The sequence below is a fragment of the Pannonibacter phragmitetus DSM 14782 genome (assembly GCF_000382365.1).
Taxonomy (GTDB): Bacteria; Pseudomonadota; Alphaproteobacteria; order Rhizobiales; family Stappiaceae; genus Pannonibacter; species Pannonibacter phragmitetus.
Window position 1 is genome coordinate 354,412 of sequence record NZ_KB908216.1, and the last position, 19,651, is coordinate 374,062.

At 63.9% G+C, this 19,651-nt stretch carries 21 protein-coding genes; all 21 read left to right on the top strand.

From position 1 onward, the window contains the following. Window positions 1–7: 7 nt before the first annotated feature. Entirely contained in the window at window positions 8–1,141 is a 1,134-nt protein-coding gene (gene dnaJ / locus H163_RS0106580; protein ID WP_019963765.1) for a molecular chaperone DnaJ, read from the top strand. 104 nt (window positions 1,142–1,245) lie between these two features. Next, a complete protein-coding gene (locus H163_RS0106585) occupies window positions 1,246–1,857 on the top strand; it encodes a class I SAM-dependent methyltransferase (RefSeq protein ID WP_026355530.1) in 612 nt (203 codons plus the stop codon). Window positions 1,858–1,944: 87 nt separating this feature from the next. Next, window positions 1,945–2,526 carry an NADPH-dependent FMN reductase gene (locus tag H163_RS0106590; protein ID WP_019963767.1) on the top strand — a complete coding sequence of 194 codons (582 nt, stop codon included), beginning with the start codon at window positions 1,945–1,947 and terminating at the stop codon, window positions 2,524–2,526. Between the two features lie 166 nt (window positions 2,527–2,692). Then, window positions 2,693–3,253, top strand: coding sequence for an ATP-dependent protease subunit HslV (gene hslV, locus H163_RS0106595; RefSeq protein ID WP_026355531.1), 561 nt, complete (start codon window positions 2,693–2,695; stop codon window positions 3,251–3,253). A 27-nt stretch (window positions 3,254–3,280) separates the two neighbouring features. Continuing rightward, a complete protein-coding gene (locus H163_RS0106600; protein ID WP_019963769.1) occupies window positions 3,281–4,372 on the top strand; it encodes a hypothetical protein in 1,092 nt (363 codons plus the stop codon). A gap of 24 nt (window positions 4,373–4,396) precedes the next feature. Next, on the top strand, window positions 4,397–5,701 hold the full coding sequence (gene hslU, locus H163_RS0106605; protein ID WP_019963770.1) for an ATP-dependent protease ATPase subunit HslU: 1,305 nt from the start codon (window positions 4,397–4,399) through the stop codon (window positions 5,699–5,701). Between the two features lie 93 nt (window positions 5,702–5,794). Then, complete coding sequence (locus H163_RS0106610; protein ID WP_019963771.1) at window positions 5,795–6,289, top strand: universal stress protein; 495 nt, start codon at window positions 5,795–5,797, stop codon at window positions 6,287–6,289. A gap of 166 nt (window positions 6,290–6,455) precedes the next feature. Then, window positions 6,456–7,019, top strand: coding sequence for a NifU family protein (locus H163_RS0106615; protein ID WP_019963772.1), 564 nt, complete (start codon window positions 6,456–6,458; stop codon window positions 7,017–7,019). Between the two features lie 146 nt (window positions 7,020–7,165). Next, window positions 7,166–7,846 (top strand): tRNA (adenosine(37)-N6)-threonylcarbamoyltransferase complex dimerization subunit type 1 TsaB, encoded by a 681-nt coding sequence (tsaB, locus tag H163_RS0106620; protein ID WP_019963773.1) that lies wholly within the window; start codon window positions 7,166–7,168, stop codon window positions 7,844–7,846. Next, the gene (gene rimI / locus H163_RS0106625) at window positions 7,843–8,331 is read left to right on the top strand and encodes a ribosomal protein S18-alanine N-acetyltransferase (protein WP_019963774.1); all 489 of its coding nucleotides are present in this window, start codon (window positions 7,843–7,845) and stop codon (window positions 8,329–8,331) included. Before tsaB ends, rimI begins: the two co-directional genes overlap by 4 nt. Before the next feature lie 41 nt (window positions 8,332–8,372). Next, complete coding sequence (locus tag H163_RS0106630; protein ID WP_019963775.1) at window positions 8,373–8,825, top strand: Fur family transcriptional regulator; 453 nt, start codon at window positions 8,373–8,375, stop codon at window positions 8,823–8,825. Further along, window positions 8,812–9,648, top strand: a complete 837-nt coding sequence (gene olsA, locus H163_RS0106635) for a lyso-ornithine lipid O-acyltransferase (protein WP_019963776.1) — start codon at window positions 8,812–8,814, stop codon at window positions 9,646–9,648. The genes H163_RS0106630 and olsA overlap by 14 nt, the downstream gene beginning before the upstream one ends. Window positions 9,649–9,957: 309 nt before the next feature. Further along, complete coding sequence (gene miaB / locus H163_RS0106640; protein ID WP_244296189.1) at window positions 9,958–11,358, top strand: tRNA (N6-isopentenyl adenosine(37)-C2)-methylthiotransferase MiaB; 1,401 nt, start codon at window positions 9,958–9,960, stop codon at window positions 11,356–11,358. A 55-nt stretch (window positions 11,359–11,413) separates the two neighbouring features. Further along, window positions 11,414–12,442 carry a PhoH family protein gene (locus H163_RS0106645; RefSeq protein ID WP_019963778.1) on the top strand — a complete coding sequence of 343 codons (1,029 nt, stop codon included), beginning with the start codon at window positions 11,414–11,416 and terminating at the stop codon, window positions 12,440–12,442. Window positions 12,443–12,447: 5 nt separating this feature from the next. Beyond that, entirely contained in the window at window positions 12,448–12,990 is a 543-nt protein-coding gene (gene ybeY, locus H163_RS0106650; protein ID WP_019963779.1) for an rRNA maturation RNase YbeY, read from the top strand. A 41-nt stretch (window positions 12,991–13,031) separates the two neighbouring features. Further along, window positions 13,032–14,147, top strand: coding sequence for a transporter associated domain-containing protein (locus tag H163_RS22325; protein ID WP_115336380.1), 1,116 nt, complete (start codon window positions 13,032–13,034; stop codon window positions 14,145–14,147). 153 nt (window positions 14,148–14,300) lie between these two features. Then, window positions 14,301–15,917 (top strand): apolipoprotein N-acyltransferase, encoded by a 1,617-nt coding sequence (gene lnt, locus H163_RS0106660; protein WP_019963781.1) that lies wholly within the window; start codon window positions 14,301–14,303, stop codon window positions 15,915–15,917. 205 nt (window positions 15,918–16,122) lie between these two features. Then, a complete protein-coding gene (locus H163_RS0106665) occupies window positions 16,123–16,530 on the top strand; it encodes a helix-turn-helix domain-containing protein (protein ID WP_019963782.1) in 408 nt (135 codons plus the stop codon). Between the two features lie 221 nt (window positions 16,531–16,751). Next, window positions 16,752–17,924: a methionine adenosyltransferase gene (metK, locus tag H163_RS0106670; protein WP_019963783.1), complete on the top strand. Its 1,173-nt coding sequence runs from the start codon at window positions 16,752–16,754 to the stop codon at window positions 17,922–17,924. A 111-nt stretch (window positions 17,925–18,035) separates the two neighbouring features. After that, a complete protein-coding gene (trmB, locus tag H163_RS0106675; RefSeq protein WP_019963784.1) occupies window positions 18,036–18,722 on the top strand; it encodes a tRNA (guanosine(46)-N7)-methyltransferase TrmB in 687 nt (228 codons plus the stop codon). A gap of 230 nt (window positions 18,723–18,952) precedes the next feature. Next, a complete protein-coding gene (gene rimP / locus H163_RS22330) occupies window positions 18,953–19,621 on the top strand; it encodes a ribosome maturation factor RimP (protein WP_081625969.1) in 669 nt (222 codons plus the stop codon). The last annotated feature ends 30 nt before the right edge of the window (window positions 19,622–19,651 follow it).

The window sequence follows — 19,651 nt, forward strand, 5'->3', positions numbered from 1 at the left end:
CAGTTCAATGGCGAAGCGCGACTTTTATGAAATCCTCGGCGTTGCGCGCGATGCGGACGAGAAGGTGCTGAAAAGCGCCTACCGGAAGCTTGCAATGCAGTTTCATCCGGACCGCAATCCGGGCGATGACTCCGCCGAGGCGGCATTCAAGGAAGTCAACGAGGCTTATGATGTTCTGAAGGACGGACAGAAGCGGGCAGCCTATGACCGCTTCGGCCATGCCGCCTTCGAGAATGGCGGGGGCGGCGGCGGGGCCGGATTTGGCGGCAACGGCGATTTTGCCTCCACCATGTCCGACATCTTCGAAGAGTTTTTCGGCATGGGCGGCGGGCGCCGCTCGTCCGGCGGGCGCGAGCGCGGCGCGGACCTGCGCTACAACCTCGAAATCACACTGGAAGAAGCCTTCACGGGCAAGACCGTGGAGATCGAGGTTCCGACTTCGGTCACCTGTCAGCCTTGCAGCGGCTCCGGCGCCAAGCCCGGCTCCAGCCCCACCACCTGCCGCACCTGCGGCGGTTCGGGGCGCGTGCGGGCGGCACAGGGCTTCTTCACGCTGGAGCGCACCTGCCCGAGCTGTCAGGGGCGTGGCCAGGTCATTTCCGATCCTTGTCCGCATTGCTCCGGCGTTGGCCGGGTGACGCAGGAGCGCACCCTGTCGGTCAACATTCCGGCCGGCATTGAGGATGGCACCCGCATCCGCCTGGCTGGCGAGGGCGAGGCTGGCCTGCGCGGTGGGCCGTCCGGCGATCTCTATATCTTCCTGTCGCTGAAGCAGCACGAGTTCTTCCAGCGTGACGGGGCGGATCTTTATTGCCGTGTGCCCATCTCCATGACGACGGCAGCCCTTGGCGGCCAGTTCGACGTGCCCACCGTCGAGGGCGGGACGACGCGGGTGAAGGTGCCGGAAGGCACCCAGAACGGCCGCCAGTTCCGCCTCAAGGGCAAAGGCATGCCGGTGATGCGCACCACGCAGCATGGCGACATGTATATTCAGGTCACGGTGGAGACACCGACGAACCTGACCAAACGGCAGCGCGACTTGCTGGCCGAGTTCGAAAAAGAAAGCTCTGGTGAGAACAACCCGGAAAGCACCGGTTTCTTTGCCCGCGTCAAGGATTTCCTCGACAACCTGGGCAACTGACCGCCGCTTTTGGCCAAGACCCCGGAGGCTGACTGCCACCGGGGGCCTTGAAATGGCCACTGTTACCCGGATAGATGTTTTTACCAATCTGACCGGAGGACATTATGGCGGCATTCAGGACGCTCGACGCTAAGCCCTTGAAGAAAAAGCTCAGGGATGAGTTCCGCTTCTTCCGGAACTGGCTCGATAGCCCCCTGACGCTCGGCGCCATCTCTCCCTCCGGTCCGGAACTCGCGCGCCGGATTGCGTCCTTCGTGCCGGTGCGGCCTGATGCGCGCTATCTGGAGCTTGGCCCAGGCACCGGCGTGGTGACGCAGGCGATTTTCGACAGGGGCGTGACAGAGGCGCAGCTGACTGCGCTTGAATACACCACCGAGTTCTGCCGCATGCTGCGCGACCGGTTCCCCCGCATGACGACCATCCAGGGCGATGCCTATGCGCTGCGTCAGACGCTGGAAACGGCCATGCCTGTACAGAACGGCATGTTTGCCGGCATTGTGTCGGGCCTGCCGCTGTTCACGCAACCTGTCGAGAAGCGCCGGGCGCTGATCCTGGATGCGCTGGACCTGTGCGAACCGGGCGCGCCCTACATCCAGTTTTCTTACGCCTTGGTGCCGCCGGTGAAGCCGGAGCCGGGCGTTCTCAACCTCGACAAGACCGGCTGGATTTTTGCCAACCTGCCGCCGGCCCGTGTCTGGGTCTATACCAAGCCGTAAAAGACTGGCCGGCCAGCAATGCCGGCCCGCTTTCGTATTTATGCTGCTGGCTGTTCCGGCTGCGATGCAGCACCATGAGGAGACAGCATGCGCCATCCGAAGATTCTTGTTTTTTCCGGCTCCATCAGGGGCGGGTCGCTCAACACGCGTCTTGCGGGGCTTGCCGCCAAGCGGCTGGCCCTGGCCGATGCGGAGGTGACGCGCATCTCCCTCGCCGACTACCAGATGCCGCTCTATGACGGCGACCTGGAACAGGAGAAGGGCCCGCCGGAAGCCGCCCGCAAGCTCAAGCGCCTGATGCAGGAGCAGCAGGGCATCTTCATCGCCTGCCCGGAATACAATGCCGGGATCACGCCGCTTCTGAAGAACACGCTGGACTGGATCAGCCGCGTAGGCGATCCGGGAGACGTGCCGGGCGCAGCCTTCAAGAACAGGGTGTTCTGCCTCGGCGCAGCCTCTCCCAGCCCCATGGGCGGCATCCGCGGCCTCATGGGCACACGCACCATTCTGGAAGTGGGCCTTGGCGCGCTGGTCCTGCCCGAGATGGCCATGGTGCCGGATGCAGGCGCTGCCTTTGATCCGCAAGGCAATCTCGTCAACGAGAAGGCATCGCGCGCCCTGGATGCAGCCGTGCAGCGGCTGATCCGCGAAACCCGCGCCCACATCTGATCCGGCACTCCGCCCGCCACGCGCTTTTCACCGGCCGGTCAGGTCCGTTGAAGCCTGCAGCTTGGCGGATGGGGTTTTCCCTCCTAAATAGAAGACAACGCTGGCGGCCCTGCGGCCGCCTTTCTTTTGGCGATGCAAGCCAATCATCTGCAGGATCGGACAAGGCATGAGTTCAGAACACGGCATGGGCACCTGGCACGGCACCACCATTCTCATGGTGCGCAAGGGAGGCAAGGTGGTGATTGCCGGTGACGGGCAAGTCTCGCTCGGCCAAACCGTCATCAAGAACACCGCGCGCAAGGTGCGCCCGCTGGCCAAGGGCACCGTCATCGGCGGTTTTGCCGGGGCGACGGCGGATGCCTTCACCCTGTTCGAGCGGCTGGAAGCCAAGCTGGAGCAGTATCCGGGCCAGCTGATGCGTGCCTGCGTGGAACTGGCCAAGGACTGGCGCACCGACCGCTATCTGCGCCGCCTCGAAGCCATGATGCTGGTGGCCGACAAGGATGTGTCGCTGGTGCTGACCGGAACGGGCGACGTGCTGGAGCCGGAAGGCGGGGTCATGGGTATCGGATCGGGCGGCAACTACGCGCTCGCTGCCGCCCGTGCGCTGGTGGAAACGGACTTTGACGCAGAAACCGTTGCCCGCAAGGCCATGGCCATCGCGGCAGACATCTGCGTCTACACCAACGGCAATCTGACGATCGAAAGCCTCGGCAGCGCCAGCTGACCCTGCCCCTTACCCGGATACCAGCACATGACCAATGAGGCCTTCACACGGGAGGATCTGCAGGGCGCGGTGCGCGCCGGCATCCTCTCGCCGCCGCAGCTCGAGGCGCTCGCCACCTATCTGGAGGGATTGCGCCAGCCATCCATCTCCAGCGTGGATGCAGAGGAACTGCGCTTCGTGCGCGGCTTCCACGACATCTTCATCTCCATCGGCATTGGCACACTGCTCTTCGGCCTGTTCTTCTTCCTCACCTTCACGCGCAACTGGGGCCTGAATTTCGCGGGTCTGGCGGTGGCCATCTGGGTCCTGTCCGAAATCTTTGCCCGGCGCATGCGCCTTGCCTTGCCCTCGTTCATCCTGTCGATCCTGTTCCTGCCGGCCACCCTTCTGGCAGTGATCTTTGGTGCGGCGGAACTCATGCCGAGAGCATCGGTGGATGTAACGCTGAAGTTACAAACTGCGATGGATGCACTTCCGGGTGCTGCAATCGTGCTGCTCACGGCGGGGGCAACGGCCATCGCCGCGCTGCATTACTGGCGTTTCCGGGTGCCGGTAGGCGTGGCTGTGATCTGCGCGGGCGCGATCTGCAGCCTGCTTGCCGCAGCGCACGCCGTTGATGAGAATTTTGTCGGTGACTATCTGCCCTGGATCGGGCTTGCTGCCGGTTTTTCTGCCTTTGCAGCGGCCATGTACTTTGACAGCCGCGATCTGACCCGGCGCACCGTCAACAGCGACAAGGCCTTCTGGCTGCATTTCCTCGCGGCCCCGCTCATGGTGCATTCGTTGCAGACCCTCATCATGAGCGGCCTCTACAACACGGGCGCAGGAGAACTGGTTCTGGCCTGTATGATGATCACGCTGGTGCTCATGCTGGCTTTCGTGGCGCTGCTGGTGGACCGGCGGGCGATCCTCGTTTCCGGCCTCGGGTATTTCGGCGTGGCCGTCAGCATGCTGCTGTGGAACGCGGAAGTCTCCAACATGACGGGTGTCTCCGTCACGCTGCTGGTCCTGGGCAGCTTCATCCTGCTGCTGGGTTCTGCATGGGTGCCCCTGCGGCGGAAGCTGCTTGCGCCCCTCGCCGGCACACGCCTGATGCGTTACGTGCCTGCCGCCCAATGATCCTGATGACTGAAAGCTGACACGATGACCAATTTTTCACCCCGGGAAATCGTCTCCGAGCTCGACCGCTACATCGTCGGGCAGAAGGATGCCAAGCGCGCCGTGGCCATTGCCCTGCGCAACCGCTGGCGCCGCCAGCAGCTGGAAAGCCCGATGCGCGAGGAGGTTCTGCCGAAGAACATTCTCATGATCGGGCCCACGGGCGTCGGCAAGACCGAAATTGCCCGCCGTCTCGCCCGCCTCGCCAATGCGCCTTTCGTCAAGGTGGAAGCGACCAAGTTCACCGAGGTCGGCTATGTCGGACGTGATGTGGAGCAGATCGTCCGCGATCTGGTGGAAGCCGGCATCACGCTGGTGCGCGAGCTGCGCCGCGAGGAAGTGAAGGCCAAGGCCCATGTGCTGGCGGAAGAGCGGGTGCTCGATGCCCTCGTTGGCAGTAGCGCCAGCCCGGCCACCCGTGACAGCTTCCGCAAGAAGCTGCGCGAGGGTGACCTTGACGACAAGGAAATCGAGATCCAGGTCCGCGCCCAGCCGCAGATGCCCAGCTTCGAGCTGCCCGGCATGCCCGGTGCCAGCGTCGGCGTGATGAACCTGTCCGACATGCTGGGCAAGGCGCTTGGCGGCCAGACCAAGCCGCGCCGGGTAACGGTGAAGGAGTCGCACGACATCCTCATCACCGAGGAGTCCGACAAGCTGCTGGATGAGGAGAAGGTCGTGCGCGAGGCTGTAAGCCTCGTGGAGAATTCCGGCATCGTCTTCCTCGACGAGATCGACAAGATCTGCGCCCGCGATGGCCGCACCGGCGGCGACGTTTCCCGCGAAGGTGTGCAGCGCGACCTGCTGCCGCTGATCGAGGGTACGGTGGTGTCCACCAAGCACGGGCCGGTGAAGACCGACCACATCCTCTTCATCGCCTCGGGCGCCTTCCATGTGGCCAAGCCTTCCGATCTTTTGCCGGAGCTGCAGGGCCGCCTGCCGATCCGCGTCGAGCTGAAGGCGCTGACGCGGGAAGACTTCCGCGCCATCCTGACCGAGCCGGAAGCCAGCCTCATCAAGCAGTATGTGGCGCTTCTGGGCACCGAAGGGGTGGAATTGAGCTTCGCCGATGACGCGATTGACGAGATCGCCACCATCGCGGTTGATCTCAACTCCAGTGTCGAGAACATCGGCGCCCGGCGCCTGCAGACCGTGATGGAGCGCATTCTGGACGAAGTGTCCTTCACCGCACCGGACAAGTCAGGCAGCAAGGTGGAGATCACGGCGGACTTCGTGCGCAGCAACATCGGCGAGCTGGCCAAGAATGTCGACCTGTCCCGCTTCATCCTCTGAGGCCGCAGCGATGCTTCACAACTTTCGCGTCATGCACAGGCACGGCCATTTGCCGCGCTTGCAGGCGGGACGGCCAAATGGCAGCATGCGGCCATGGTAGCGATCCGCAAAAGCTTTGAAGAGGGGCACAGGCGCAAGTTTCTGGTGGTCGTGGACGACACACCGGAATGCGACCGTGCCATCATTTACGCCGCAAAACGCGCCGCCCGCACGGGCGGCGTGGTCACCCTCCTCTTCGTGATTGCCCCCGGCGATTTCCAGCACTGGCTGGGCGTCGAGGACATCATGCGCGCCGAAGCGCAGGAAGAGGCGGAGAAGACCCTTGCCAGAGCCGCTGGCCGGGCCCGGGCTGTCGCCCGCACCGAGCCGGAACTGGTCATCCGCGAGGGGAACAAGTCCGACGAGATCGTCAAGCTGATCGAGTCCGACGACGACATCGCCATTCTGGTGCTGGCGGCCGGCATGAGTTCGGAAGGCCCCGGCCCGCTGGTCACCTCAATCGCCGGCAAGGCGGCCGGCAATTTCCCGATCCCCGTCACCATCGTGCCGGGCAATCTGGGTGATGACGAGATCGCCGCCCTTGCATGAGGGCGGATGAAGCGCCAAATCTTCTGCCGGACGCGCGCGGATGTGCTTGACCTGTGGTCAAACGCACCTAAGTAGTTTATAAAGATTCCAATCTGGGGCGCGTCCGGCAAGCCGTTACCGCCAGTCGAAGAGACCTTGCCCCGACGATCGACTGAGGATCAGACCCATGTTCATCCAGACCGAGGCAACCCCGAATCCCTCGACCCTGAAGTTCCTGCCCGGCCGTGTCGTGCTGCCGGAAGGCACGCATGATTTCCGCTCGGCCCATGACGCTGCCGCCTCGCCGCTGGCGCAGCGCCTGTTCGACGTGCCGGGCGTTTCGGCCGTGTTCTTCGGCCATGACTTCATCACCGTCACCAAGGACGACACCGACTGGCAGCACATGAAGCCCGCCATTCTCGGCGCGATCATGGAGCAGTTCATGTCCGGCCAGCCGGTCATGCAGATGAGCGGCAACACGGATGACGGTGTGGACGGTGAAGAGTTCTTTGACGCTGCCGACGAAGAGACGGTGACGGTCATCAAGGACCTGATCGAGACCCGTGTGCGCCCGGCAGTGGCGCAGGATGGCGGCGACATCACCTTCAAGGGCTTCAAGGAAGGCGTCGTCTATCTGTCGATGCGCGGCGCCTGCGCCGGCTGCCCGTCCTCCACCGCAACGCTGAAGCACGGCATCCAGAACCTGCTGCGGCATTTCGTGCCCGAGGTCGAGGAAGTCCGCGCTCTGTAAGCCGGTTCACCGAAAGCCGCTCTCGACAAGCGCGGTTCAGGCCACTACAGCAATCCGGATGCAGCAGCCGCTGCATCCGGATTTTCTTTAAGCCGCACCCCCGTCCGGTGCCGCTCCAGTAAGCCTTGCGGAGGCCGGGACAGGCGATGACCCGACTGCTTGCCATCGATACGGCCCAGGCCAATTGCGCGGTTGCCGTGCTGACGCTGACAGACCGCGGCGAAACGCTGGTGTCCCGCAGCGAGGCCATCGGCCGCGGTCATGCGGAAGCCTTGATGCCGATGATCGAGGCGGTGATGGCCGAAGCGGGCGTCACCTTTGCGGATCTCGACCGGATTGCCGTCACCTGTGGTCCCGGCAGCTTTACCGGGCTCCGGGTCGGCCTGTCCGTTGCCCGCGGCTTTGCGCTGGTGCGGCAGATCCCGGCCATCGGCATTTCCGTTCTCGACGGCCTTGCCGCCGAGGCCCGGGCAGAGGCGGAAGGCCGGCCCGTTCTGGCCGTGCTGGAAGCCCGCGAAGACGAGATCTACGCAGCCTTTTATGATGAAACCGGCCATCCGGCAGGCGAGCCGGAGGTGGCCTTGCGGCACGATCTGGCGGCCCGCATCACGCCGGACATGGTGCTGACCGGCTCGGCGGCACCTGCTCTTGCTGAAGCTTGCGGCCTTGCCGGCGTGAAGGTGCACGGCACGGCCAGCGTGCCGGACATTGCCACGGTGGCGCGGCTGGGAGCGGCGGCGCAGGCAACAGGCCTGCCGCCAGTGCCGCTTTACCTGCGCCCGCCGGATGCCAAGCCGCAGCTCAAAGGGAGGATCGAGCGGATATGAGTTTCTGGTGGTTCTGGTCTGCCCCGCCTGTGACTGAGCCTGTCGAAGACGAGGATCTGCCGCGCCTTGCGGATATCCACGCCAAATCCTTTGCCCATGGCTGGGATGAAGACGAACTGGCGCGCCTGCGTTCGCAGGACGGAGTTCTGATGCTGCTTGCCCGCCGTGCCAGCCCCTATGGCACGCGTGCGCCCGTCGGCTTCGTCATCATGCGGCAGGTGGCCGATGAGGCGGAAGTGCTGACGCTGGCTGTCGATCCGCGCCAGCGCGGGCGCGGCGTTGCCCGCAGGCTGATGCAGGAAGCGATGTTCCGCCTTTATGGCGAGCGCTGCGCCAGTGTCTTTCTGGAAGTGGATGCCGCCAATGAAGCTGCCCTGCATCTTTACCGGAGCCTGCGGTTCCAGCAGGTGGGCGAGCGCAAGGGCTATTACCGGCAGAGCGAGAAAGACGGGACTGCGCTTGTCATGCGCGCCGATCTTGGCTAATCGCTCAAGACAGGGTTCAACGCGGAAGGAAAGGGGCAGGCATGTCCGGTGACCGGCCAAACTCGCTCGCCGATCAGTGCATCGCCAAAGGCATGCGCATGACGGAGCAGCGCCGCATCATCGCCTCCGTCATCGAGGAGGCGACGGACCATCCGGATGTGGAGGAACTCTACCGCCGGGCCTCCGCGCTCGATGCCCGCATTTCCATCTCCACCGTCTACCGCACCGTGAAGCTGTTCGAGGATGCCGGCATCATCGAACGGCACGATTTCCGCGACGGGCGCTCGCGCTACGAGACGGTGCCGGACGAGCATCACGACCATCTGATCGACCTGCGCAACGGCACGGTGATCGAGTTCCGCAGCGAGGAAATCGAGGCGCTGCAGGAGCTGATTGCCAAGCGGCTCGGTTACCGGCTGGTGGACCATCGGCTGGAACTGTACTGCGTGCCGCTGGCGCCCAAGGCCCCGGAGGGCGGCGATGCAGCAGAGTAAGGCGGTCTGCGTCATCTTTCTGCTGACAATCGTCTCCCTGATCCTCATTCCGCTGCAGTGGCTGGCGATGAAGGCCGGCCATCCGGTGCAGCGGCAGCTTCCGTATCTGTGGCACCGCATTGCCACAAGGCTTGTCGGCATCCGCATCACGCAGAAGGGCAAGCCCGCCACCCACCGGCCGCTGCTGATCGTCGCCAATCACGCGTCCTGGGTGGACATCACCGTTCTGGGCGCCGTGATGCCGCTGTCCTTCATCGCCAAGTCGGAAGTGGAAGGCTGGCCCATCTTCGGGCTTTTCGCCAAGCTTCAGCGCACGGTTTTCGTCAACCGCACCCGCCGGACCGAGACGGGGGCTGTCGCCAGCCAGATTGCCGGGCGCATGGCCAGCGGCGATGCCATGGTGCTGTTTGCCGAAGGCACGTCCAACGACGGCAACAGCGTTCTGCCCTTCCGCTCCGCCCTTCTGGGCGCAGCCACCAAGGCGCTGGAAAATGGTGCGCCCGTTCAGGTGCAGCCGCTGTCCATCGTCTATGCCCGCCAGCACGGCATTCCGCTGGACAGGCGCACCCGTGCGCGCATTGCCTGGTATGGCGACATGGAGCTGGGCGGCCACCTGTGGGGCGTGTTCTGCAATGGCGCCATTGATGTGGAGCTGACCTGGGGCGAGCCGGTGGAAGTGAGCCCCGGAACTGACCGCAAGGCCCTGACTGCCCGCCTTCATGCCGATGTGGAACGCATGACCATTGCCGGGCTGACGGGACGCATGCCGCTGGACCCGGAGGCCAGTGAGGCTGAAGTTCCGGCCAGCGAAGCAACACAATGACGCCCCGCCTATTCTCATCGGCAGCAAAAGCGGCTAAAGCTGGCGGAAATCGAGGGCGGCCTCTCCTGTGACGGCAAACCGTCACATGGCCCCTGTATATCTGATCTGCGCGAGCCCGCGTGATGGCATTGACCGTCCGGGCGCCGTGAGGAGCTCATGACCCAGCGTTCCAGTGAACTGCACCCGGCCAGCCCGGCCCAATCCCCTTCCACGGCCCATTCCCACACCAATGGCAGCCAGACGGCGGGCGGCGAAGGCTCTGACGAGGCTGTGGTCAGCCGCCGGGCGGAAGGCAGCGATCAGGACGGCATGAAGAAGGTCTTCGTGCGCACCTATGGCTGCCAGATGAATGTCTATGACAGCGACCGCATGGCCGATGTGCTGGGCCCGCAGGGCTACCGCACCACGGACAGCATGGATGACGCGGATCTGGTGATCCTCAACACCTGCCACATCCGCGAGAAGGCTGCCGAGAAGGTCTATTCCGAGCTTGGCCGCATCCGCAAGCTGAAGGACGAGCGCGGCCCCGGCGGCAAACCGCTGATGGTGGGCGTTGCCGGCTGCGTGGCGCAGGCGGAGGGGCAGGAAATCGCGCGCCGCGCGCCCGTGGTGGACATGGTCTTCGGCCCGCAGAGCTATCACCGTCTGCCGGATCTGATCGCCCGCGCCTCGCGCGGGGAAAGCGTGGTCGAAACCGAATTCGAGATCGAGGACAAGTTCGAGCACCTGTCGAAGGAAGCGGCAAAGCCGGGCCTGAAGCGGGCGCCTTCTGCCTTCCTGACCGTGCAGGAAGGCTGCGACAAGTTCTGCACCTTCTGCGTGGTGCCCTATACGCGCGGCTCGGAAGTGTCGCGCCCGCTCGCCCAGATCCTGCGCGAGGCGGAACAGATGGCCGCACAGGGCGTGCGCGAGGTGACGCTGCTGGGCCAGAACGTTAACGCCTGGCATGGCGATGGCCCGGACGGAAAGCCCCTCGGCCTTGGCTATCTGCTGCGGCGCCTTGCGGAGATTCCGGGGCTCGACCGGCTGCGCTACACCACCAGCCATCCGCGTGACATGGATGACGAGCTGATCGCCGCGCACCGGGACCTCAAGGAACTGATGCCCTATCTGCATCTGCCGGTGCAGTCGGGCTCTGACCGGATTCTGGCGGCGATGAACCGCCGCCATACGCGCGAGGATTATTTCCGCCTGATCGGCCGCATCCGCGAGGCTGCACCGGGCCTGGCGCTTTCGGGCGATTTCATCGTCGGCTTCCCCGGCGAGACGGATCAGGATTTCGCCGATACGCTGGATCTGGTGCGGCGCGTGGAATATGCCGCCTGCTTCTCGTTCAAATACAGCCAGCGCCCCGGCACGCCGGGCGCAACCATGGCAGATCAGGTGCCGGAGGACGTGAAGACCGCCCGGCTGCTCGAGCTGCAGGCCTTGCTGGCTGAGCAGCAGCGTGCCTTCAACCGGTCCCGCGTCGGCATGCAGATGGACGTGCTGTTCGAGAAGGCTGGGCGCATGCCCGGCCAGATCACCGGCAAGTCCCCCTGGCTGCAGCCGGTGCAGGTGGACGGGCCGCAGGATCTGATCGGCACGATCCAAACCGTGGAAATTTACGACACGGGCTCCAATTCGCTGTTCGGACGGCTGATTGCAGGGCACACTGATGTTCAGCTCAGTTCCACGAGCCCTGCCAAGGAGGCGGCCATTGACGCGTGACAGCCAGACAACGCTTCGCAAGCCCTCTGACCGGGGAGCAGTCCCCGCCTCTGACATGACCCACATTGTCCTTGCGTTCGATGACAACAGGCTGATTGGTGACCTTTTCGGCCAGTTTGACCAGAACCTGGCCCTGATCGAGCAGCGCCTTGGCGTCGACGCCATCGCCCGCGGCAATCAGGTGACGCTGAAGGGCAAGCACCGTCAGTGCGTGCAGGCACGCCACGCCCTCGAATCACTTTACCAGCGCCTGCAGCAGGGCCACGAAATCCACCCGGCCGATGTGGAAGGCGCGCTGCGCATGGCGGTGGCCGCCGATGCCCAGCTGCCGCTGCCGACGCTGGAGCCGCGCTCCCGCCTCTCCTTCGCGCAGATCTCGACCCGCAAGAAGACCGTTGTCGCCCGCACGGCAGCACAGGATGCCTATATCCGCTCCATGGACCGCGCCGATCTGATTTTCGGCACCGGCCCTGCCGGTACGGGCAAGACCTTCCTCGCGGTGGCCTATGCCGCTGCCCTGATCGAGCGCGGCGATGCCTCGCGGCTGATCCTCTCCCGTCCCGCCGTTGAAGCGGGCGAACGCCTCGGCTTTCTGCCGGGTGACATGAAGGAGAAGGTCGACCCCTATCTGCGCCCGCTCTATGACGCGCTCTACGAAATGATGCCGCCGGAAAAGGTCGATCGCGGCCTGCAGTCCGGCATGATCGAAGTGGCCCCGCTCGCCTTCATGCGCGGGCGCACGCTCTCCAACGCCGTCGTGCTGCTGGATGAGGCGCAGAACACCACGACGATGCAGATGAAGATGTTCCTCACCCGTCTGGGCGAGAACTCCAAGATGATCGTCACCGGCGACCCCAGCCAGATCGACTTGCCCATGGGCCAGAAGTCGGGCCTGCGCGAGGCGCTGGAACTTCTGCCGGACATCGAGGGCGTGGCCCACGTGCAGTTCACAGATGTGGACGTTGTGCGCCACGAGCTGGTGGCCCGCATCGTGCGCGCCTATGACGACGCCAGCCGCGAAGAGCTGCAGGAGCGGGAGCGCCGGCATGCCCTGCGCGCTGCTGCCGCGCAGCAGCAGGAGTAAGCCCTGTGGCCCCTGCCCCTTCGTCCGCCAGCGCCCTGCCGGAAGATTTCCTGCTGGATCTCAGCATCGAATGTGATGACTGGCCGGAAGAAGACGAACTGGAGGCCCTGAGCCTGCGCGCTGCGGAAGCCGCCTTCCGCATTGGCGGGCTCAAGGCCATGCCCGGCTCCGAACTGTCGCTTCTTTTCGTCGATGATGCGCGTATCCGCGAGCTCAACGCCGAGTGGCGGAACAAGGACAAGGCCACGAATGTTCTCTCCTTCCCGGGCGGGGAAGAGATGAACGGGCTTTACGGCCCTCTGCTTGGTGATATCGTATTCGCGCTGGAAACAGTCTCGAAGGAGGCTGAAGAGCAGGATATTTCCTTTCAGGATCATTTTTTGCATCTTGTAGTGCACGGACTCCTTCATCTTTTCGGGTATGATCACCAAATGGAGGCCGAAGCCGAAGAGATGGAAGATCTGGAGCGGCGGATCCTTGCCAGCATGGGCATTGCCGACCCATATGCGGACGTGCCGCTTGTGGCGGACGACCCGCAGGAGCCCTGATCCCGCAAGGGTGACAGCAGGGACAACGAACGAATGGACAGATGACAGTTTCTGAAAGTGGTAGTATCGCAACGCCTGCGGCCAGTCCGGCTTCCGTGCCGGTTCAGGAAGACGGCGCCGACCCACGACTATCCGGGCCCCGAAAACCGGGGCCTCTGGCCCGGCTGGCCGGGCACCTGACCCGCCTGCGCCGGTCAAGCGCGTCGAGCCTGCGGGAAAATCTCCAGGACGAGCTTGCCCGCGAACTGGTTGAAGGTGGGGATACGGCATTTTCGCCGGAAGAGCGGCTGCTGCTCGGCAACATTCTCCGCCTGCGCGAGCTGCGCGTCGATGACGTCATGGTTCCCCGCGCAGATATCGAGGCGGTGGACGACAGCGTGACGCTGGGCCGCCTGATGGAAGTGTTCCGCGAGAATGGCCACTCCCGCATGCCGGTCTATCACGAGAGCCTTGATGACCCGCGCGGCATGGTTCACATCAAGGATCTGATGGCCTTCATCGCCCGTCTTGCCACGCCATCCGAGGCCGGGGCCGCAAAAGACACCGACGTATCAGCCAAGAATTCCGCCCTTGATCTGACCTTGATCGATCTGACGCTGACGCTCGCCGAAACCGGGCTGCTGCGGCCGCTTCTGTTTGTGCCACCCTCCATGCCGGCGACCGACCTGATGGCCAAGATGCAGGCGAGCCGCGTGCAGATGGCGCTGGTCATCGATGAATACGGCGGCACGGATGGCCTCGTCTCGCTGGAGGATATCGTCGAGACAGTCGTCGGCGATATCGAGGACGAGCACGACGAGGACGAAGAGGCAATGCTCCAGCCGGCCGGTGAGGGCGTCTGGATTGCCGATCCCCGCATTCCGCTGGAAGAGCTGTCCGAACAGCTGGGCACCGATTTCAACGCCGGTGAAATGGCCGAGGAGGTGGACACGCTGGGCGGCCTGCTGTTCACCCTGCTTGGCCGGGTGCCGGTGCGCGGCGAACTGATCGCCCCCAAGGAGGTCACCGGCTACGAATTCGAAGTTCTCGATGCGGACCCGCGCCGGATCAAGCGCCTGAGAGTGCGCAAGCGCCGGGTGGAAGGCCGCACGGGCGACCAGCGGCGGCGGACGAAGCGCGACGAAAAGACAACAGGGACGGAACCTCCTGCCACGTAAGTGCCAAGGCTTTGAAACGCCGGCCCATCATGCCCGGGCGTTGCCCGGGCGCCGCCTGGGACTGGCCAGATGAGAGCGCAGGTCCGGAAGACTTGACCTGCGCTCTGACGCCCCCCACATGCTGCGGGCCGTAAGCGGCGGAGAGAATTGACAATGCCCTTCCTGCCAGACCTGATACGGCGCGCCGCCAGCCCCTTCCTTCTGGCGCACGGCAAGAGACGGTGGCTTCTGGCCTTTGCCGCAGGCGCAGCTTCGGTTCTGGCCCTGCCGCCGTTCAACATTCTCCCCGTGCTCTTTGTCACGCTGCCGGCTCTCGTGTGGCTGATCGACGGCGCGGCGGGCGCAAAGGACAGTGTTCCCTCCGGACGGCGGATGCGGGCCGGATTTGCCATCGGCTGGTGCTTCGGCTTTGGTTACTTCCTTGCCGGCCTGTGGTGGATCGGCAGCGCCTTTCTGGTGGAAGCCGAGCAATATGCCTGGATGCTGCCCTTTGCCATTGCAGGTCTTCCGGCGGGGCTGGCGCTGTTTCACGCAGCGGCCATTGCACTGGCGACCCGTTTCTGGCCCGAACATGCGGGCCGCATGCTGCTGCTTGCGGGGCTGCTGGCCATCTCTGACTGGCTGCGCGGCCATATCCTGACCGGATTTCCCTGGAACAGCTTCGGCTACAGTGTGTCCGGCAGCCTCGCCCTGTCCCAGAGCGCCAGTCTCATCGGCATCTACGGGCTGAGCGCCCTTGTCATTGCCTGTGCAACCGCACCGGCGGCACTGGCAGATGCCGGACGCCGCAGCTGGCTGCCGCTCACCCTGAGCCTTGCAGTGCTCGCCGGTATGTGGGGCTGGGGCAACGCAAGGCTTGCAAGACCGGCGGAACTTGCGGAGCCCCCGGTAGATATCCGCGTCATACAACCCAATATCGCGCAAAACGAGAAGTGGCTTCCTGAAAATAAAGTTTCGATTTTCAGAAGCTATCTTGGGTTGAGCAGATCCGCCAAAATCGATAATGCCGTAAGTAATACGCGCAAGGTCTTTATCTGGCCAGAATCGGCATTTCCTTTTCTTTTGACAAGTTCTCCAGAGGCTCTGACAGAGATAGATTCTCTTCTGGAGCCGGATCAGACACTTGTTACAGGTGCAATCCGCGCCGAGAGAGGACCTGAAGAGACAAAATATTACAACAGCATCTACGTCATAGGAGATGGCAGCGAGATTCTGGATGCCTATGACAAGGTGCGCCTCGTCCCGTTCGGAGAGTACCTGCCCCTGTCCGGCCTGCTCGAACGGCTGGGTATCCGCAAGCTGGTCAATGCCCCCGGCGCCTTCACGGCGGGCTATGCGCCCCGCGTTATGGAGACGGGTGGCCTGCCCCCCTTCCTGCCCCTGATCTGCTATGAAGCGATCTTTCCGCAAATGGCATCAGAGGCCGGAAGCCGCCCGGACTGGCTGCTCAATGTCACCAATGACGCCTGGTTCGGGAACACGGCCGGGCCCTACCAGCACCTGGCTCAGGCCCGGTTCCGGGCCATCGAGCAAGGATTGCCCCTTGTCAGATCTGCCAATACAGGTATATCAGCTGTCATTGATCCGTATGGCCGGGTAACGGGCTCTCTTCCTCTCAACCGGCCCGGCGTGATCGACGCTCAGCTCACTGCACCATTGCAGGCGACGCTTTATGCGCGGTACGGAGATGCGGGACTGGCCGGACTCCTGATCATTTTTACTACATTCTTTACTTTAGCGAGCCTCAACCTGCCTTCGCGTCATAATTGATATTGAATGGGAGAGTCCGCGAGCATAGTGTAGTACAACCGCAGCTTCCGGAGGAGCAGTGGAAACCGCGAAACAGAGGACCGGCAGTGGGTGGTCCGGTCCACACCCGAAGCGCCAGGATGGCAGCTCAAAGTGAGTTTCGTGTTCTTGAAAACCCGCGTGGACCTTCTGGCCGGAGGACACGCTGAACGGAAAGATGAGGGCAATGCCCAGCAAGAAAGCACCTAACCCGATCGACGTGCATGTCGGCAGCCGCGTCCGTCTGCGCCGCATGATGCTTGGCATGAGCCAGGAGAAGCTCGGTGAGAGCCTCGGCATCACGTTTCAGCAGATCCAGAAATACGAAAAGGGCACCAACCGCATTGGTGCCTCGCGCCTGCAGCACATCTCGACCGTGCTCAAGGTGCCGGTCGCCTTCTTCTTCGAAGACGCTCCCGGTTCGCCGGACGACTTCGAAGGCTTTGGCGAGTCGCAGCCGACCTCCTATGTGGTCGACTTCCTCTCCTCCTCCGAAGGCCTGTCCCTGAACAAGGCCTTCGTGCGGATCGAGGACCCCAAGGTGCGCCGCAAGATCGTCGATCTGGTCCGTGCCCTTGCGGGCGACGAGGCCTGACACAAGGCTTTGAAGATGCTGTTACATCAAGCTTCGAAAATGCTGAGACGGCATAAGGACTTGATAACGTTCCGGAGAGACAGTCCCGCCGGGATGCAGCGTCACATGATCTTCAACGGCGAGGGAACTTGACGCTCGCTGACCAATCTGCTTCATCACTTGACTTGGCGGCGGAGAAATTCCGCCGCCATGTTCATATTTTCCCAGAAGGACGTTCGGCTATGGCCCGTCAGGACTATCTCTTCACCTCCGAGTCCGTCTCGGAAGGTCATCCCGACAAGGTGTGCGACCGCATTTCCGATGCTGTCGTTGATGCCTACCTGCGTGAAATGCCCGAGGCACGCGTTGCCTGCGAGACCCTTGCAACCACGAACCGCATCGTGATTGCTGGTGAAACCCGTGGTCCTGCGACCATCACCAAGGATTACGTGGCCCATCTGGCGCGCCTGGCCGTCAAGGATATCGGCTACGCCCAGGAAGGCTTCCACTGGGAAAACTGCGACATCTCCGTGTACCTGCACGCCCAGTCCGCTCACATCGCCCAGGGCGTTGACGCCGGCGACAACAAGGACGAAGGTGCAGGCGACCAGGGCATCATGTTCGGCTATGCCTGCCGCGAGACGCCGGAGCTGATGCCCGCGCCGATCTACTACTCGCACAAGATTCTCCGCCTGCTCGCCGAAGCCCGCAAGTCGGGCCGCGAGCCGGTGCTGGGGCCGGATGCCAAGAGCCAGGTGACCGTCCGCTACCAGGGCGGCGTTCCGGTTGGCGTCAGCTCCATCGTGCTGTCGACCCAGCATCTCGATGCCACGCTCACCTCGCGCGATGTGCGCAACATCGTCGAGCCCTATATCCGCAGCGCCCTGCCGGATGGCTGGATCGACGAGCAGACCGCATGGCACGTGAACCCGACCGGCGCCTTCGTCATCGGCGGTCCGGACGGCGACTGCGGCCTGACCGGCCGCAAGATCATCGTCGACACCTACGGCGGTGCAGCCCCGCATGGCGGCGGCGCCTTCTCCGGCAAGGACCCGACCAAGGTGGACCGTTCGGCCGCCTATGCCGCGCGCTACCTTGCCAAGAACGTGGTGGCCGCCGACCTCGCCGACCGCTGCACCATTCAGCTGTCTTACGCCATCGGCGTGTCCGAGCCGCTGTCGGTCTATGTCGACCTGCACGGCACCGGCCGCTGCGATGAAGCCAGGCTCGAAAAGGGCCTGCGCGACATCATGAGCCTCACCCCGCGCGGCATCCGCCAGCACCTGAAGCTCAATGCCCCGATCTATGAGCGCACCGCCGCTTACGGCCACTTCGGCCGTGCGCCGGAAGCAGATGGCGGCTTCTCCTGGGAAGCCACCGATCTGGTGGGCGCGCTCAAGGGCTTTGCCGGCTGAGGCAGCCCGTCTTCATGAACCGGAGCGCCGGCTGCCCGATGGCGGCCGGCGTTTCCTATCCGGGGGCGCGTTTCCTGAAGCGCCCAGCCATTCGTTTGACCGCATGGACCCATGACTGATTTCTACGACGGTTCCTTCTATGGACGGCGCAAGGGCAAGCCGCTGACGCCGCGCCAGATCACGCTGATGGAAACGGACATGCCGCGCCTGCGGCTGGATCCGTCCGTTCCCGCACCTGCGGACCTTGCCAGCCTGTTTGAAGCGCCTGTGCGCGAAATCTGGCTGGAAGTGGGCTTCGGCGGCGGCGAGCATCTTCTGCACCGGGCCCGCGAGAATCCGGATGTCGGCATCATCGGCATCGAACCTTTCAGCACCTCCATGGGCAAGGCGCTGGTCGAGGTGGTGGATGGCGGGCTGAAGAATGTCCGCCTTTATGACGACGACGCGGTGCAGATCCTTGACTGGCTGCCGGAGGCAAGCCTGTCCCTTGCCTACCAGCTCTATCCGGACCCCTGGCACAAGAAGCGCCACTGGAAGCGCCGGTTCATCAGCCCGAAAAACCTCGACCGTTACGCCCGCGCGCTGCGTCCGGGATCGCAGTTCCGCTTTGCCAGCGACATCGACACCTATGTGGACTGGACCCTGCGCCACATCCGTGACCACGAAGCCTTTGAATGGACGGCCGAAACGGCTGATGACTGGCGCCAGCCCTGGGCTGGCTGGCCAGGCACCCGCTATGAGGCCAAGGCGCTCAGGGAAGGCCGCGTGCCGCGCTATCTCACCTTCCTGCGGGGCTGAGCCCGCAAAGGGAGCATCTGCCGGAAGGCGGTAACAGGGCTTTGCCCTTGCTTTTCCGGCAGACTTGCGTATAAAGGCGTCATTCATCTTCTCTAGCGGCTCGATCGGAGCAGTATGAGAGTGGGCCCCGCGAAGGACCCGCTCTTTTTTGTTTAGGCCGGTCGTGATGCTGGCGGAATGGACGGCCGGGAGATCCCGGCGCCGGACCGCCCCCGGACAGGAGACACGCATTGAGTTTGCAAGAGCCCCGTATCGTCATCGAAGACGGCCTTGATGCCCGCGTTGCCGCCATCGTGGAACCGGTGATCGCTGACCTTGGCTACCGGCTGGTGCGCGTGAAGATCAGCGCCGCAAACGGCTGCACCCTGCAGATCATGGCCGAGCGGCCCGACGGCACGATGACCGTGGATGACTGCGAGGAGATCAGCCGCGCCGTTTCGCCCGCCCTCGACGTGGACGATCCGATCAACCGCGCCTATCATCTTGAAGTTTCCTCGCCTGGCATCGACCGCCCGCTGGTGCGCGAGAGCGATTTCGTCCGCTGGTCCGGCCACGAGGCCAAGGTCGAGATGTCCGTGCCGCAGGATGGCCGCAAGCGTTTCCGTGGCGTCATCACCGGCGTAGAAGGCGGAGCTGCGGTGCTGCGTCTTTCCGACGCGCCGGAAGGCACGCCGAACCCGGTTCTGCTGCCGCTTGGCGAGATCGGCGAAGCCCGGCTGGTGCTGACCGACGATCTGATCCGCGCCGCGCTCAAGGCCGAAAAGGCTGCCCTTGCGGCCCGCGGCATCGATGCCGATGACCTTGATGACGAGGACACGGAATTCGAATACGAGCACGATAACGACGACGAAGATGATGACGGGGACGGCTCCGGCTCCTCCGGAGACCGGGCCAACTGAGGCCTGCCCCTTTTCAACGCTTTGAGACAA

What these genes read in the sequence shown, in the direction of transcription:
- lnt (WP_019963781.1), top strand. Translation starts at nt 14,301, where the DNA reads ATGCCCTTCCTGCCAGACCTGATACGGCGCGCCGCCAGCCCCTTCCTT.
- metK (WP_019963783.1), top strand. Translation starts at nt 16,752, where the DNA reads ATGGCCCGTCAGGACTATCTCTTCACCTCCGAGTCCGTCTCGGAAGGT.
- H163_RS0106630 (WP_019963775.1), top strand. Translation starts at nt 8,373, where the DNA reads ATGTCCGGTGACCGGCCAAACTCGCTCGCCGATCAGTGCATCGCCAAA.
- rimI (WP_019963774.1), top strand. Translation starts at nt 7,843, where the DNA reads ATGAGTTTCTGGTGGTTCTGGTCTGCCCCGCCTGTGACTGAGCCTGTC.
- olsA (WP_019963776.1), top strand. Translation starts at nt 8,812, where the DNA reads ATGCAGCAGAGTAAGGCGGTCTGCGTCATCTTTCTGCTGACAATCGTC.
- H163_RS0106610 (WP_019963771.1), top strand. Translation starts at nt 5,795, where the DNA reads ATGGTAGCGATCCGCAAAAGCTTTGAAGAGGGGCACAGGCGCAAGTTT.
- hslU (WP_019963770.1), top strand. Translation starts at nt 4,397, where the DNA reads ATGACCAATTTTTCACCCCGGGAAATCGTCTCCGAGCTCGACCGCTAC.
- H163_RS0106645 (WP_019963778.1), top strand. Translation starts at nt 11,414, where the DNA reads ATGACCCACATTGTCCTTGCGTTCGATGACAACAGGCTGATTGGTGAC.
- H163_RS0106600 (WP_019963769.1), top strand. Translation starts at nt 3,281, where the DNA reads ATGACCAATGAGGCCTTCACACGGGAGGATCTGCAGGGCGCGGTGCGC.
- trmB (WP_019963784.1), top strand. Translation starts at nt 18,036, where the DNA reads ATGACTGATTTCTACGACGGTTCCTTCTATGGACGGCGCAAGGGCAAG.
- H163_RS0106615 (WP_019963772.1), top strand. Translation starts at nt 6,456, where the DNA reads ATGTTCATCCAGACCGAGGCAACCCCGAATCCCTCGACCCTGAAGTTC.
- H163_RS0106590 (WP_019963767.1), top strand. Translation starts at nt 1,945, where the DNA reads ATGCGCCATCCGAAGATTCTTGTTTTTTCCGGCTCCATCAGGGGCGGG.
- H163_RS0106665 (WP_019963782.1), top strand. Translation starts at nt 16,123, where the DNA reads ATGCCCAGCAAGAAAGCACCTAACCCGATCGACGTGCATGTCGGCAGC.
- hslV (WP_026355531.1), top strand. Translation starts at nt 2,693, where the DNA reads ATGAGTTCAGAACACGGCATGGGCACCTGGCACGGCACCACCATTCTC.
- dnaJ (WP_019963765.1), top strand. Translation starts at nt 8, where the DNA reads ATGGCGAAGCGCGACTTTTATGAAATCCTCGGCGTTGCGCGCGATGCG.
- H163_RS0106585 (WP_026355530.1), top strand. Translation starts at nt 1,246, where the DNA reads ATGGCGGCATTCAGGACGCTCGACGCTAAGCCCTTGAAGAAAAAGCTC.
- miaB (WP_244296189.1), top strand. Translation starts at nt 9,958, where the DNA reads ATGAAGAAGGTCTTCGTGCGCACCTATGGCTGCCAGATGAATGTCTAT.
- tsaB (WP_019963773.1), top strand. Translation starts at nt 7,166, where the DNA reads ATGACCCGACTGCTTGCCATCGATACGGCCCAGGCCAATTGCGCGGTT.
- H163_RS22325 (WP_115336380.1), top strand. Translation starts at nt 13,032, where the DNA reads ATGACAGTTTCTGAAAGTGGTAGTATCGCAACGCCTGCGGCCAGTCCG.